Genomic DNA, 15159 nt, shown 5'->3' with positions numbered 1-15159 from the left:
TTGCTTATACGGCGCGGGCCTACCTTGATCACGTGCGGTCGTGGCGGAATTGGTAGACGCGCAGCGTTGAGGTCGCTGTGGGGTAACACCCGTGGAAGTTCGAGTCTTCTCGACCGCACCAAAAATTTGAACCCTCTATCCCCTTGATGTATAAGAAATTCCTGAAAAACAGGGGTTTCCGCCAAAGTGCTGCCCCAGTTTCTTTGCACAAGCTTTGCACAAACTTTGCACAAAAGGGGTTTGACCGGTGGAGAAAATCGAAGGCGCGAAGCTCATTGGGAAGACGTGGCATTACTATAAGCGCATCCCCAAGCGACTCGTTGAGGCCTACGGGCTACCCGAATTCAAGCGCGGGTCGATGCACACGAAAGACCCTGACAAGGCAAAGCAACTGGCGCGCGCGATGCTCGCAGAGCTGGATGAACTCGCGGCAAAGCTGGACTCGGTGTCCGAGCGCGCAAAGGTGTTCGGGGACCTGTCGCCCAAAGAGCAAGATCGGCTAGAAAGTGACATTGCCCGGAACGTGAAGGCACTTCCGGCGGACCAGAGGCAGCTAGTCCAAAAGGCGGGCGGGGTCTGGGGCGCGGGCGCGGCTATGCGTACGCATGAGACTCTCGCAGCGTTTCAGAAAGCCGGTCTCGGAGCTGACTACGCGCTCAAGGATGACATGGGTGAGGAATACGATCCTGACCACCGCGAGCGTGAAGAGGTTCGGGACGTCGCGGACATCAATTTGGACGAGAGGAAGGGCAAGGCTCTGCGGGACGCCCTGACCGCCGCCGATGTGATCGAACCAACGGCTGACGCAGTTACGGGCCTGCGTTCTCTCATGGAGCAATTCTGTGAAGCCAAGGGTTACGTGCACACAGCAGCACGCCAGAACAAGACGCGCCGTCAGTACGAATATGCCGTGCGGCGTTTCATCGAATATCACGGGGACCTGCCGGTTGCTGATATGGAGGTCGCACATCTTTCGAGTTTCAGCCGGGATTTTCTCAAGCTGCCTGTTTCGTCTCGTAAAGACATCCGGCCCTTGGCTTTCTGGGATGCTGTGCGCGCCGCTGACGCAGAAGGGCTACCCCGCGCGGACCCTCGAACGCGTGACCAAAACTTGACCCTTCTAAAAGCGCTGATGGCCTATGCGGTGCGGGAAGGAAAACGCCCGGCACCCAACCCTTGGGACAGGTATGTCGCTACGGTCGCGAAACAAACGGTTGGAGCGCGCCGTGCGCGCAAACCGTACTCATTCAGCCGGGATGAAATGAATGCAATCATTGCGCATGTTCGCGCGCGGCGGGACCCGAGCACAGTCGATTTCTGGGCACCACTTATCGGGGCGCATCACGGGATGCGGTTGGAGGAAGTGTGTCAGCTTCACGTTGCGGACTTCACTACGGAGGAAGGTTACGCATGCGTTGGCGTGACCGATGATATTGAGGGCGGGGGAGACAAATCGGTAAAGACGGAAAACAGCTATAGAATTATCCCGCTGCATCCAAAGTTGCTGGAACTTGGTCTGAATTCTTTTGTCGAACGCCGTCGGCAGGCGGGGGCGGGTGTCCTTTTCATGGAAGCGGAACGGCATTCGGGAGCGTTGCATGATATACTGCCGGATCGGGATGGTCGCTACGGCACCAACTACGGTTCCCGCTTCCGCGATACAGAACTGAAGCGCCGCCTTGGTATGAAGGGTAACCGGATCGGCTTTCATAGCTTTCGACATGGGTGGACCGACCTTGCCCGGAACACCGGCGAAGACGGGTCGCCCATGATTGCGTATGAGCATCGCCTTGCGTTGGCGGGACGGGACACGGAGACAGGTGAGCGCATTCTGGACGGAACCGAACGCCGATACGGGCATGGCTTTTCTATCAAGGTGCTGGCGGCTGAATTGGCAAAGATCAAGGTAATGCATTGACGTAGTCGCCCACTGACCGGCGGAGATTTGCGTCTGCGGGCACTCACCAGACCAATTAACACACTGCCCCGCCCTGACGGCTGGCCTTTTTCGTCCCAAGGCAGGACAAGCCGCATCACGCAAATAGCATTGCAAATGGCATGGACCGTTTGACCGCTCAGATTTGGTCGGACATCGTTCCTGTGGTATCATATGTGCAGAGGCCAGCATCGGGGATGCTGTCCAAAGCGCCGGGGCGCTTTCTCTCACCAACAATATATGAGGCCTGACATGCTCAGTACGAGTCAGGTCGGAGAAGCACTCGGCATCTCGTATCATGCCGCGCGACGTCTTCTTAACCGACCTTATCCACTTCCCTGCGCATTTGCTTCACCCAGCGCGAACGGCGGAGGCAGGGAGAAGCTCTACGAAATCAATGTGGTCCTTCCTCGCGTCAAAGACGCAGGATTCACCGACACTTTCTACATTCGCTCACTTTTTGAAAAGGGAAACTACTCATGGGCACCTACGACTTGAATCGCATCGAAAATCTGGAGCGCGGCCTTACGCAGCCGCAGGCTGAAAAGCTCGAAAACGTCAGGCAGAATTTGGCGCTGTCGCTGGCGCGGGAGTACGGAAATCGCCTCTCGCCCATGATGGCAGAGAAGCTGGTTCGGGAGGTGATCTTGCGCCCGGAAGTGCTTGCACATCTTGAAGGTGCCACGGTGGCAGAACTGCCTTCGGACGCAGGCAGTTGGGCGCGCTGGGCGCGCGACGCGGTGAGTGCTTGCGAATTGTCGCAGCGCTCGTTGGCAGCATCTGACGAAGACCTGCGCGAGCGCTTGAAGAATGAGGTTTTGGCTGAAATTCCCCGCGCTCGAAAGATGGCAATGGCGCGGGATGAGGGCAAGCTGGACTGTTACGTATCAGAACAGGTCGCCCAGCGCTTCGAGCACGAAATCGCTAAGGGTTATGGGCATGGAACTGTCTGACACTCGACTTGCACTGACGCGGTATTGGCGGCGCTGTCAGCTCTGGCACGCCGCGCGGCTGGCCTGTCCAGACTATGAGACCTTTCGGCAGAGCTGCGGTGCTATTGAGCGCGCCATTGCGGCCCGCCTTGAAGACGAACTCGGCGGATAGGGCCGAACGTCCTGCGCTCCGGAAGAACAGGCGGCGGCACCCGCAGCGCAGGGTTCGCGAAAGAGTTCCGCCGTCGCCTGTGTCAGATCACCACAAAACACCTGCTATGGAGAAATAGAAATATGACCATCGAAGACACACCCGCCGAGAAGCTTCTGGCCTCTGAGCTTGCTATGTTGTTGGGCAACATCACCCACCGCTTAAAGCGATACCAGACCGACGGTTTCCGCGTTTGTTTCGCCGAGTTCGCCGCGCGCTGTTGTGATGACGATAGCCGTCTCGCTCGCCGCGTGCTTCTGCGGACGGGATGGGTGCCTGCCGGAGATGGTGAGTGGATCGTCGGCAAGGGGGCGCACCCGCTTACCAAGGTAACCGACTGGGAGACGCTGGACTCGATCTGCGAAACGATTCTCGACACCTACCGGCCCATTGAAGATGGGGCGTCGCGGGCGGCGTGATGTGACATTTCCCAGCGCGCCCGTGGAAGGTGTTGCGGGCGGGTAACAGCCATTTGTTTCCAGTTCGGGGGCAATTGAGGGGTCGAAAGTCAGCTTGAAGCAGAATAGAGGTAATATAAAACCCCATTCGCGATGGGAAAAATCAGCTTCAAGCTGAAAGGCTGCTCGCAAATGTTTCCGGCCTGAAATGTGCTAAAACCTTTTGTTTTCAGATATATGACTCCTGACAATCAGGTGTCTATATTGCCCCTGTCGCAACAAAACACAGGAGGCGAGAAAATGAACGTAATCAACTTTGACGATAGTGACCGCGAGACGGCGCTTATTCTTCTGACTGACCTCATGTCCCGAACTGCCCTGCGTCGGGAAACGGTCGGAACGCGGCGAGAACTGAAGCGGCTGGCCTTGAAGGTGGCGGAACTGACCGGCGAAAGCGAGGTGGCGGCATGATTCAGGACGAAATGTACGAAGATTGCTACGCCGAAGTACGTGATTGGAATGCGGCTGTTGCCACCGGGGATGTCCACCACTTGCGCCTCGTGATGGTTAAGGACCTGATCGCGCGCATGCAGGCCGCTCTGGACCGATCTGGGCTGCATGAAAATGGCCCTGCCGTTGCGATACTGGCAGAGGAAATTGCGATGATTGCCGGTCGCCCATTCCGTGAGTGGGTGGACGAAGCACGCTTCGCGGAGAATTTTGAGGAGGCGGCATGATGGATACTACCGAAACCACGGTACAGGCGGCGCGCACCGCGCTTGTGGCAATCGACTGGGACGGCGAAGACCCCATGCCGGTTGTCGGGTTGATGTACGCCCTTATCAGCGAACTGGAAGAGTCCGGGCATCCCCGGCAGAGCACGTCCGAAATGCTGAAGGCGATGGGGGCGTGCTGGGCAATTGCATGAGCTGGTGAAGGCCCGCGTCACGCGGGCCTGCCAACCAACGGAAAGGAACCGAAGCAATGAAACTTTGACTTTATAGGAGAAACAGACAGTGGCAAAGCACGTAGCAGAAAACTTCGAAAAGGCGGGGCTGGGCATCTACCAGTTCGCGCGCATTCTGCGGGACAATCCGCCGAACGATTCCCCGGACCGGTCCGAACCGCCCCTGTGGATGTACGATCATCACCGCGAAGGTAACGTGATCCAGTTCACCCGTCCTGCGCTGACGCGCATCGCCGACGCAACGGTGATCGGCGATCTTGATGCGCCGGAATGTAAGGCGCTCTTGGATACTCAGGTGATTGTCGGTACGACCGACACCGCACCCCGCACGTTTGGCAGCAATTGGGAGCGCCATGAACAGACGTGGGCAGAAACCCTCACTAACTTCCTTTCCCGCCACCCCGAACAGGCCACCAAGGGCGGAAACGCGTTGTTCTTCGCCGAGGGCCAGCGGGCGCGTAAGCGCCGGAATGGTGTAGAATTCTGCTACAAGCTTGAAAAGAAGATTCTGAATGTCCGCGCCGTCTCAGCCGATATTGACGGCGGCTGCACGGTTGAACAGGTAATCCCGCGCCTGCGGGAACTGGGCCTGTTCGCGGTGATCTACACGACCCATTCCCATACCACCAAGGGCGGACCCGGAAGTGACCGCTTCCGCATCATCATTCCGCTGGGCGAGCCTTTCGAGTTGGGCAATCGCGATGATGACCCGAACGCATGGGAAACGCGCTTGGGCGAATGGAAGAGCCGCTATTTCGGATTCCTTGAATTGCTCATTCCCGAGGGTGGCGAGATCGACTCGCGGGGTGCGCTTCCTTCGCAGATGATGCACGCCCCGGCACGCCCCGAGGGTGCAGAGTTCAAGCATTACATTCTCGCGGGCCGTGGGTTGGTGCCGGATGACATGCCCGCCGGTGATGTTGCCAAGTACACCCGTCGCGCGCCGTCAGGCGCAAAGGGGGGCAATCGTGGCGTACAGGGCGAACCTGCTTTTCTGTCGGATGGGTTCGACCTTCTGGCGTGGGCCAGCGATCATGGCGAGTATTTTGACCTTCCTGCCTTTTTGGAAATGATCGGCTGGGATGTTCGCGGTGACGCGGGGCGCGGCGTCGATATTCTTTGCCCGAACGCGGGTGCGCATACGTCTGGCGAGGATATGGCTTGGGCGGCTGCGGGTGAGAGCGCAGACGAAACGGCGATTATCTACTGCCACCACGATCATTGTTCGGGCCTGTATACCTGCGATTTCCTCCGCCTGATTGAAGAACAGACGGACCTGCCGGACGGCGAGTCATTTTCGGCGCTCTTGTGCAACCCGCTGTTCTACCCGTCCGATGTGGATGGCGAGGCGGTCACGGTAGACCGCGCGGACTACTTGGATGAAGAAATCAGGATTGATTGGCTCAAGACCCCCGCCGCCGTGGGACGCGCGTTCAAGGCATTGCCTGCTAGCGCAGGCGCTGAGCACTTCGCCGCGATCTATGCCGGTATCTGCAAGGCGGGTGAAGGCGGCAAGGCCGTCGCCAAGTGGGGCGAGTTGGTAAAGGCGCATCTCGACGCCAACGGACGTAAGCGCGCGGAGAAGCGCGGGCGGGAAATGCTGGACGCGGAGAAGGCCGCGTATGCGGCTGAGAAGGCCGAAGAACGCCAAGCGGCCTATGCAGACGCTCTGGAAGGTGAGCCGGACAATGTCAGTCTCGACCCGGCAGAGCCGCTGGGTGATGACATGGAAACGGCGCTGGCAACCCTTGGTCACCGTTTTGCGCCCGTTGATCTGGGCGGATCATTCCGTATCGTCCGCAAGCCGGACCTGAACGCCTTCAGTTCCGAGTTCGACTCGACGATTTCTGTCTACCGCAAGGATGACTTCCTGCACCTGCATCTTGATCGGCAGATCATGGAAGGCGACAAGCTGGTGAACCCGGCGCAGACTTTCCTTGAAACCGCCAAGCGCAAGAGCGGGCTTGTGTTTGCCCCGCCGCCCACGGTGCCGGGTGCAAACGACTTCAACATGTATCAGGGCCGGAAGCTCAAGGGCATTCCGGGCCAGCACGGCGACAAGCGCGACTTCCCTGTCCTGCATGATTTCCTGTTGCGGATCGTGTGTGACGGCAGCGAGGAAAAGCTTGCATGGCTGTTGCTCTGGATGGCTCATCTTGTCCAGTGCCCCGGTGAGAAACCGGGGACGGGGATTATCGGAATTGGCGCTGGGGGTATCGGCAAGGGACGCTTCGGGGCGCTCCTGTCGAAGCTTGCTGCACCGCATTTCAAGCAGCTTGAGAATGAGGCGCATGTGACCGGGCAGTTCGCAGGTGAGCACATTAGCAAGTGTGTGCTGGTACAGGTCAACGAGGCGGTATTCGGAGCCAATCCGAAGGTTTCCAGCGCCCTGAAGTCCATGCTCGACTCGACCACGATTCCGGTGGAGGTTAAGGGCTACAGCCTCATTATCATGCCGTCATTCACCCGGTTCTATTTCGACTCGAATGAGGCGGTGCCGGTCCTGATCGAACTGAACGGATCGGAACGGCGGTATTACGTGCTGCTTTTCAATTCCGAAGAAAAGGACAATTCAGAATTCTTTGCGGACCTGACCGCCGCGATTGAAGGCGAGGAAATGGCCATGCTGGTGGCCTATCTGGAACGGTACAACCCGGCGGCAGCCGGGTTTACTTGGGCAGACGTGCGCACGGCTCCTGAGACCCCGGAACGGCGTATGATGGGATACAACTCGATGCGTGCGGCCCAGCGGAAGCTGTTGGATGTGCTGCGCGCCGGTGAGGTCACGCTGAACGTCAACGGACTTCCGGAAACCTTCACCGAAGATGCGGAGAAGGGACACCCCGGCCTTCGTGTGCCTATGGCCGCGTTCAAAGACTTCATCGGAAAGCACGGCAATAAGAATAATGCCGAAGACTCAAACGTTCCGGGGATGGTCAAGCGGCTCTTCGGCATGGACCTGATCGAGAAGCAGGGCAAGGTTGGCAGTTCGCCCAACTCGCGCTGGTGGCATTTCCCGCCCGAGGTGTTGGGGTGCAACGTGGATCAGGTCATGCGGGGCGAGTGAGTTGCATTGGTCCCCCGCGTCAGCGGGGATTGCCTCCTATGCCCCCAGCGCGCAACCGGCGAATTGGGGGCGTTCTTCTGAACTATAGCTGGACGAAAGCGTCTCCCCCCGAAACCCCAAGATTTCAGTACCCTCTGGAGATTAGGGGCCGGACACACACACCACCTGCTATACCGGATGGGCTGGGCTAAGTGTGTGTGTCCTTCTTCTTTTCAATTCAAGTAAGATTCCTTGGGGATCCGGGGGCAGAGCCCTTCGCCCAAAAAAAACAATGGCCACCGCTCCCCCGAAGGACTGGGGGGTGGCAGGGGGTTAGGGGGTTATCCAAAAAATTTATTACCACAATAATTTCTCACTTCAGCGCCCGTCGTTCCCCTCTTGAGCAACTCTCATTTTGTTGCAGCCAGAAACATTGCGTGAAGCTGCTTCCGTCTAGAAGAATAAAGCTTCTTGCCCACCCGCTTGCGCTTTGCCAGCTATGCAACTCCCGGTTCCACTAGTGCAACTCCACAATACCGGTGGCCTTTCATTGCGTGTCCGCACGGGTATACCCCTGCGGACAATCCGCAGTGCCTTGAAAATGGTGTCCGTAAGGGTTGCGAATCATCATCGGACACATGTATAAAAGGACATAACCCTTACGGACACATGAGGCCAGAAAATGACTCCAACCCCAAAGACTGTGCTCTACATACGCGTGTCTACAGCCGAACAGACCAGCGAACACCAGCTCGCGCAAGCGAGAGAGGCCGGTTTCCACATCGAAGACCAGCATGTCATTGCCGATCACGGTGTTTCCGGCGTATCGACGCAGCTCAAGGAACGCGACCAAGGCCGCAGGCTTTATGATCTCTTGCAGCCGGGGGATACGCTTCTCGTGCGATGGGTCGACAGACTGGGACGCGACTATGAAGACGTGAAACAGGTAATAGAGACCTTCAACAAAAGGGGCGTGGCCGTTTGCACTGTCATCAATGGTATGAGGTTTGAGGCTGACTACAAATTATCCGACCCGACGCAGAAAGCCTCACGCAATGCGATCCTCGGTTTCATGGCCGCGCTGGCGGAAGCTGACGCCACTGCAAAGAAGGAGGCACGGCGGGCCGGTATCGCCCACGCGAAGGCATCAGCCGATGCGGCCCGGAAATACAGGGGCAAGAAGCCCAGCTTTGATCGACAGACCTTCGACGCGGTACAATCCATGTTGGAGAAGAAGGCTCACACGGTCAGCGCAATCGCCCGTGAGACCAATCTATCCCGCCAAGCGGTCCTACGCATCCGTGACGAACCAGAGGCTGCAGAGGCCGCTTTAGAACGTTGGGGGATGTAAGAGCATGCGGTTCGATCCATTTGCTCTTTTATTCGCGACATTGCTGCTTTGCCTGTTTTGGCAATTCTAGTCTATATGGCGTACCCTTTCCCTCGCCAGAAGCAACATCTGGGGCCCCTTTGGGGGGGATGGGGAGGGGGCGTGTTTCCAGTTCTGTACCTGTACCCATTAACTGGAGCAACTCGCGGAAAAAAGTTGCAGCCAATCCAAGTGCGCTGAAAACTCAGGTTCATCTACGCTACGGCGGTTCCTTCATCTTCGCCAAAGTATGTGGATTTCAACGTTTCATGCAGGACACCAACCCCTTCGAAAAGCTCTTCACCTTCTAGTTCCTCAATCGCAAAGTCCTTGCAGACGAAGAGGTCCGCCGCTGACATGTAATTCGCGTGAACGAAGTTCACTGTAACTTCATCCTCGGGGTCAGTGTATTCGCGCTCTTCTTCATCTGAGCTGCTGATAAGGAAACTCCGGTATAGCTCAAGGATCACCGGCTGCATGTGCGCCTCGATATTGCGCACCTCGCGCATCATCTCTGTGATTTCCTTATCGAGGGCCGCGCGGTCGTTGAAGAACACGCTGCCGGTCGGGTGGGCAATGCGGTTGCGCCGCCGTACGAACTTGGCGAACTCGCCGACCTGATGGTTCGTGCAGCCGATTAGCTTGAGGAACCTGAAAATCTGACTTTCCTTGAGGGCGTCGTAGAACTTGAAAGGGCTTTCGCAGTCCATCAGCCCCTTCTCGTCCTCGTTCCGGAAGCCGACCATGGCCATCTGGAACTGTTTCGGGCGGGCAAGCCTGATTTGCCAGATCGAAAAGCTGACAAAGCTCATGTAAAGAAGGTGGAAGGCGAGGCTGGCGAACTCGTAGCGCTCCGCTTCGTAGTTGGTTCGAAAGGCCGACCAGAGGAAATCGAGGTAGGACTGTTCATGCGCCGCAGCGAAAGACTGAGGCAGATATTCACCCAATTCCAGCGCCTCTTCCATCAGGCCGCCTCGTCATCTGCCTTGGCCTCGCCCCAGACACGGGCGATAGCGGCTTCGATCTTCTTTTCAAACCGGGTGATCAGTTCGCGGTTGCCATCGACTATGGCCTGTTCGGCATCTAGCTCCTGAACGATTGCAGCTTGTTCATTTGGCGACGGTAGTCGGATGTCCCACTCCTTGAGCTTTGAGAAGTGGCGGCGGTACCCATCTTGCGGTAGCGGGTGCGCCCGGAGGTAGTAGGCAAGGTACCGGGGCAACACGCCATCCTTTGCTTTCAAAATCTTGATGCCGTCAGCGCCTTGCACGAATGGCTGATCAACGAACTTCACGACGCAGGTGTGATCTCCAAAAATAACCAGCCCAGCGCCGGGTTGGATTGCGCCCTGAACCTCGTTTGTCCAAGCGGCTATAAGCTCTTTCGACTGGTCGATGATCGGGATTTCACCTTCTGACTTGTAGTCTTCTGTCTGGAGTTTGAGCGGAGGTGTCACCGTGTCGATCAGGTTCTTTAGTTTGTCGCTGCCCCACTCAGGATCAATCGGGATGTGGGGGCGGTAGTTGGCGATGACGGCGCGGGCACCGTCGATGACGCGCTGATAGCCCTCGATCTCGGCCACAATCTCCCGCTGCACCTCAAGCGGCGGCAGGGGGATTTTGAAACGTTCCACGAACGCTCTCGGCACACGCTGCAGTCCGCCTGTGCCCGTCATCTGCGGTATAGCCTGAGCACGAAACGCTTCGTGCGTCACACAACGATAAACCCATTCAGGCAAGACCTGCTCACCCGAGCGCAGCACATAGAACTCGCTCGACCCAAATCCGATGCCGTTATCAAGGTCCTTGGCGATCCCCGCTTTCCCATTTTCGAAGCAAGGTGTGACTTTAGCAAGCAAGACATCATTATCTGCGAAGTAGGTGTAGCTGTTCCCTATTTCACCAAGCGCTTTGGCTTCGGATGGACAGAACGAGATATCCCACTCGCGCAAGTCAGCCATCGGAACAAACGAAACCAGAGTGTCGCCGGGAAGATCGCGCACCTCGCGCTTCGGCGGGTTCAGGGTGCAAATCTCTCCAATAGGCACGCGCGGGATTTCGAATTGATCGTCATTCTCCGGTCTGTATCTTTCGCCACTCAGGTTAAACTCGCCGTCTTCCCCGATGACTTCACGTTCGACGGAGTAACCGAAAACGCTCTCCAACTGCTCACCAGCCCCGCCCCGCGCGACCTGCATCCATGCGGTCAACTCGCCCTTCACCTTCGGAAGCTGTGATCCCTTCTGCGCCTTGCGTTGTGCGCCAAGCTGGAAACCGTCGTTTTCGATCTTGAAGAAAGCAACATGCTTGCTCGCCTTGGCCACTGCGCGGTCAAGGATCAGGATCGAGGTCTTTACGCCCGAATAGGGGTTGAATACCCCCGCTGGCAGCGAGATCACGGCGGCGAGGTGGTTTTCCACCAGCATCTTGCGCAGGGACACATAGGCGCTCTGGCTTTGAAAGATGATCCCCTCGGGCACGACAATCGCGGCGCGGCCATTCGGGGTCAGGTGCTCGGCGATGTAGTCGACAAACAGAACTTCGCTACGCTTTGACTGCACCTGAAACTTGGTGTGCGGTTTGATCCCGCCTTTCGGTGACATGAAGGGCGGGTTGGCGAGGATGACATCCGCCATCTCGGTCCATTTGTCCTCGCTTGTCAGCGTATCGTATTCCTCGATCTTCGGGTCAGGGAAACCGTGCAGGTAGAGGTTCACGAGGCTGAGGCGCACCATGTCGGGCGAAATATCATAGCCTATGATATTTTGAGCGAGGCGCTTGCGATCATCCTGCGTCAGCAGGTCCCCGGGGAAGCGCAGGGGGCTTTCCAGTGTCTGCTCGGCGACATCTTGGCCATCTCGCTCGCCGTTGCCGTTCGCGACTTCGGTCGAGTTCTTCTTTAGTATGTGCTTGTAGGCGGAGATCAGAAAGCCTGCCGTCCCGCAGGCCGGGTCGAGGATCACTTCGTCTTTCTTCGGGTCGATGATCTCGACCATGAAGTCGATGATGTGACGGGGCGTGCGGAACTGACCCGCATCGCCTTGGCTACCCAGTACGGACAGAAGGTATTCGAAAGCGTCACCAAGACGCTCGCTGTGGTCATAGGTGAAGGTGTCGATCTCACGCAGGAAAGAGCGTAACGTCTCGGGGTCGCGATAGGGCAGAAAAGCGTTTCGGAAGATTTGCCGGAACAAAGCGGGCAGACGCTCGTTCTCGACCATCTTGGTCAGCGCCTCGGAATAGGTGTTGAGCATATCCTGCCCGGACACGCCGGGGGCCACCAGCTTGGCCCATCGATAGCGCTCAAACTCCTCGGTGAAATAGCGACGTTGTCCGCCCAGCTCTTCGGCTTCAAGGTCCATGTCGTCCATGAACTTGTAGATGAGGGCGACTGTGATCTGTTCGACTTGGCTCTTCGGGTCCGGCACCTTGCCGACGAGGATGTCGCGACAGGTGTCGATACGGCGTTTTGTCTTAGAGTCGAGCATCGTCTTCTTTCGTCACAGGAATGGGTTCAGGGACACGTAATCCTTGATGTATTCGGGTATGCGTGAGCGCCACTTCTGTGGCACCTCCTTGAGGTCCCGCGTCGTGAACGTTGGGTTTACATTCAGATCGGCAAAATGGCCAGCGTCGATCTTGGCGCGGACATGGGCGTCGCTGAGGTAAGTTTCGAAAAAATATCGGATTTCTCGGATTCGATCCGCTTCCTCGGGTTGCTGGTCGACAAGGAATTTCTGGAACTCGTCTTCGATCAGTTCCGACTTGCTTTTGAATTTTGGGATAAACCCGAAGGCCTTCTCAACCAGCTCGCGCACAGACAGGCGGCGGTCGACGCCAGCAGCCTTTCGCAGCTTTTCTAGCGTGAAATATTCGTTGGGCTTGTCGAAGATTTCTTCGATCACATGGCGGGTCGCGGCTTCCCAATTTTGCTGATCTACCAGCTCTCTCAGCTTATCATCAGCTTTCGCCGTATCCTCGAACTTTCCGAACAACTCACGGTCGATCCGCATGCCCTCTTCGCCGATCTGTGTTTCAACTTGCGAAACCAGTTCGTCGGGGTCGAAATGTTCGTATGCGGGAATACCGGTGATGCCGCCACCTCCACCGCCACCCGTTTCTAGTGGCATGGTGCCGGGCGGCGGGAGTTTAAGTTCCTCGTCATACTCGAATTTCTCTTCGAAATACTCGCAGTTTGCGAAGAAATCGAACAGTCGGAAGGTCTCCTTCTCGACCCGTCCAAGGGCGTTCTTTTTGGTCGGATCGAACATGTCCTCGACGAAGTTGTGCTTACGTGTTCCTCGGCCCTTTACCTGAACGAAGTCCGAGGGAGAGAAGATCGGTCGCATCAAAGCAAGATTGAGAATGTCAGGGCAATCATAGCCGGTTGTCATCATACCAACGGTTACGCAGACGCGGGTCCGGCATGTCCGGTAGTTCTCCACAAAACTGCTATGACCGCCCAAGTTATTGTTGGCGAAGTTGATCGTCATTTGCTGTGCATCCGACACATCGCTCGTCACCTGCATCGCGAAATCGGAGTTGTAGCGACCGGGCCAGAGCTGATCCGCCATCTCGTTCAATATCTGGACAATCTTTGCTGCGTGGTTCTGGCTCACGGCGAAAGCTATAGTTTTGCCGAATTCGCCGGAGATCGGATCGCGCAAGCCATGTTGCAGTAGCGTCTTGCACAGGGTCTGGTTCGTGGCCTCAGAAAAGAAGCGCTTCTCAAAGTCTCGGCCAGCAAAAGCCTCTTTTGTCTCGTTGCCTTCGTGGTCGGTCGCTTCAACAACGAACCCCTCATCAGAAAGGAGCTGTGTTGTGACACTGGTACGTGCGTCGACGACAAATGGGTTGATCAGGAAGCCTTCCTTTACGCCATCTAGCAACGAGTAACGGTAGGTCGGATCACCAGATTCACAACCAAACGTGCGATATGTATCCAGCAACATCCGTCGTTCGAGTTCGCGCGGATCGCGTTCAGATTTCTGGCTGCCGGATTTTTTGAGGTAGTCCCTTGGCGTGGCCGTCAGGCCAAGCTTGTAGCCTATGAAATACTCGAAAACAGCTCGGGCATTGCCGCCAATCGAACGGTGGGCCTCGTCTGATATAACGAGATCGAAGTCGGTCGGCGAAAAGAGGCGGCGATATTTATCGTTGAACAGTAGCGATTGGACGGTCGTCACTACAATATCTGCCTTGCGCCAGTCATCCCGTTTTTCTTTGTATATGACCGATGTGAAATCGTTTTTTAGATAGCCTTTAAACGCTTTGTCTGCCTGTGTCTCCAATTCGAGACGGTCGACAAGAAATAGCACCCGCTTGGCATTGCGGGTTTTCAGGAAAAGCTTGATCAGGGCCGCAGAGGTTAGCGTCTTGCCGGTGCCTGTTGCCATTTCAAAAAGAAAACGTGTCGCGCCCGTCGTAGCGTCTTCTTGGACGCGCTCAATGGCACGCTTTTGGTATCCGCGCAGGAACCGGAGCTTGTTCTTTTCGATGAACGCAGTACGCTCGGCCTCGACCCTCCAGCCAGCCTCAGCCGCGTACCCCGGCATCTGCGTCAGGGCGATGTAGTCAAATCCTACACGCTCTGCGGCGAGCCGCTCTGCGTTTGGCTCGAAGGTGTAGTGGTTGCCGATTTCAGTCGGACCGGGAAACTCGCCGATCACTGTCGGGTTGCCTTGCTCCAAGTCCCATAGAAAGTGGATATTGCCGTTGCTAAGGATAACGAAGCGAGCATTCTGGGACCGTGCGTACTTTCGCGCCTGCTCTTTGGCTGACAGTGGGTGCTTCTTCTCCGACTTGGCCTCAAGGACGATCAGCGGTTTTCCGTTTTGGTCAAGCAGCAGGAAGTCGACAAATCCATTGGATGTTTCTTCGAGATCGTCACCGAGTGCGTCAAGCTTTTCCCTTGTAAGCTTGACGTTCGGTTCCAATACCACGTTGGCAGGCCCGTGAACGTCTTCAAAGAAGCGCCAGCCAGCCCTTTCGAGAAGCCGGTTGATCTTGATACGAGCTGTCGCTTCTTTCTCAGCCAACTTTCAAGCTCCAACCACGCTGGAATACACTGGTTTTAGTAGGGATATCGGTTTTTCAGCGTTTGATGAAGGGTTATTCGCGTACAGATGCCACGAGCTCCTATGTAACCAACTTTATCACTTCAAATGCCACCCGAGGCGATTTCAAAGACTTTGGCCGCAGTCACTCGAATGCCCAACCAAATACTCAATAAGGCTGGGTGAAGCAGTTCAATTCCCGTAAGATTTGGATTAGTTGTTCATGGAGATTGACAGCCGCAATG

11 protein-coding genes and 1 tRNA gene are annotated in these 15159 nt (G+C 56.6%); 9 read left to right on the top strand and 3 right to left on the bottom strand.

Annotation, left to right across the window (positions count from 1 at the left end; all coding sequences use genetic code 11):
- Positions 1-34 precede the first annotated feature (34 nt).
- The 9 genes from D6850_RS12940 to D6850_RS12900 all read left to right on the top strand — a co-directional run bounded on the left by D6850_RS12940 (position 35) and on the right by D6850_RS12900 (position 8841).
- Positions 35-121, top strand: a tRNA-Leu gene (locus D6850_RS12940).
- Between the two features lie 126 nt (positions 122-247).
- Entirely contained in the window at positions 248-1918 is a 1671-nt protein-coding gene (locus D6850_RS12935) for a DUF6538 domain-containing protein (RefSeq protein ID WP_121167554.1), read from the top strand.
- Between the two features lie 497 nt (positions 1919-2415).
- Positions 2416-2889, top strand: a complete 474-nt coding sequence (locus tag D6850_RS12930; protein WP_121167552.1) for a hypothetical protein — start codon at positions 2416-2418, stop codon at positions 2887-2889.
- A 273-nt stretch (positions 2890-3162) separates the two neighbouring features.
- A complete protein-coding gene (locus D6850_RS12925; protein ID WP_121167550.1) occupies positions 3163-3498 on the top strand; it encodes a hypothetical protein in 336 nt (111 codons plus the stop codon).
- Between the two features lie 279 nt (positions 3499-3777).
- A complete protein-coding gene (locus tag D6850_RS19525; protein ID WP_166434067.1) occupies positions 3778-3948 on the top strand; it encodes a hypothetical protein in 171 nt (56 codons plus the stop codon).
- Positions 3945-4214, top strand: coding sequence for a hypothetical protein (locus D6850_RS12915; RefSeq protein WP_121167546.1), 270 nt, complete (start codon positions 3945-3947; stop codon positions 4212-4214). The genes D6850_RS19525 and D6850_RS12915 overlap by 4 nt, the downstream gene beginning before the upstream one ends.
- Positions 4211-4405 (top strand): hypothetical protein, encoded by a 195-nt coding sequence (locus D6850_RS12910; RefSeq protein ID WP_121167544.1) that lies wholly within the window; start codon positions 4211-4213, stop codon positions 4403-4405. Before D6850_RS12915 ends, D6850_RS12910 begins: the two co-directional genes overlap by 4 nt.
- Positions 4406-4493: 88 nt before the next feature.
- On the top strand, positions 4494-7511 hold the full coding sequence (locus tag D6850_RS12905; RefSeq protein WP_121167542.1) for a primase-helicase family protein: 3018 nt from the start codon (positions 4494-4496) through the stop codon (positions 7509-7511).
- A gap of 661 nt (positions 7512-8172) precedes the next feature.
- Positions 8173-8841 carry a recombinase family protein gene (locus tag D6850_RS12900; RefSeq protein WP_121167540.1) on the top strand — a complete coding sequence of 223 codons (669 nt, stop codon included), beginning with the start codon at positions 8173-8175 and terminating at the stop codon, positions 8839-8841.
- 233 nt (positions 8842-9074) lie between these two features.
- Here D6850_RS12900 and D6850_RS12895 read toward each other — a convergent pair whose 3' ends face one another.
- The 3 genes from D6850_RS12895 to D6850_RS12885 are packed head-to-tail and all read right to left on the bottom strand — an operon-like array spanning position 9075 to position 14896.
- The gene (locus tag D6850_RS12895) at positions 9075-9824 is read right to left on the bottom strand and encodes a hypothetical protein (protein ID WP_121167538.1); all 750 of its coding nucleotides are present in this window, start codon (positions 9822-9824) and stop codon (positions 9075-9077) included.
- The gene (locus tag D6850_RS12890) at positions 9824-12346 is read right to left on the bottom strand and encodes an N-6 DNA methylase (protein ID WP_121167536.1); all 2523 of its coding nucleotides are present in this window, start codon (positions 12344-12346) and stop codon (positions 9824-9826) included. The genes D6850_RS12895 and D6850_RS12890 overlap by 1 nt, the downstream gene beginning before the upstream one ends.
- Before the next feature lie 12 nt (positions 12347-12358).
- Positions 12359-14896, bottom strand: coding sequence for a DEAD/DEAH box helicase family protein (locus D6850_RS12885; RefSeq protein ID WP_121167534.1), 2538 nt, complete (start codon positions 14894-14896; stop codon positions 12359-12361).
- Positions 14897-15159 lie beyond the last annotated feature (263 nt).

It is taken from the genome of Roseovarius spongiae, from assembly GCF_003651245.1.
Taxonomy (GTDB): Bacteria; Pseudomonadota; Alphaproteobacteria; order Rhodobacterales; family Rhodobacteraceae; genus Roseovarius; species Roseovarius spongiae.
Note: the sequence above shows the minus strand (reverse complement) of the source record. Positions and strands in the feature narration are given on the sequence as shown.

Coding starts and splice junctions, on each gene's coding strand:
- D6850_RS12930 (WP_121167552.1), top strand. CDS start 2,416: ATGGGCACCTACGACTTGAATCGCATCGAAAATCTGGAGCGCGGCCTT.
- D6850_RS12925 (WP_121167550.1), top strand. CDS start 3,163: ATGACCATCGAAGACACACCCGCCGAGAAGCTTCTGGCCTCTGAGCTT.
- D6850_RS19525 (WP_166434067.1), top strand. CDS start 3,778: ATGAACGTAATCAACTTTGACGATAGTGACCGCGAGACGGCGCTTATT.
- D6850_RS12915 (WP_121167546.1), top strand. CDS start 3,945: ATGATTCAGGACGAAATGTACGAAGATTGCTACGCCGAAGTACGTGAT.
- D6850_RS12910 (WP_121167544.1), top strand. CDS start 4,211: ATGATGGATACTACCGAAACCACGGTACAGGCGGCGCGCACCGCGCTT.
- D6850_RS12900 (WP_121167540.1), top strand. CDS start 8,173: ATGACTCCAACCCCAAAGACTGTGCTCTACATACGCGTGTCTACAGCC.
- D6850_RS12895 (WP_121167538.1), bottom strand. CDS start 9,824: ATGGAAGAGGCGCTGGAATTGGGTGAATATCTGCCTCAGTCTTTCGCT.
- D6850_RS12890 (WP_121167536.1), bottom strand. CDS start 12,346: ATGCTCGACTCTAAGACAAAACGCCGTATCGACACCTGTCGCGACATC.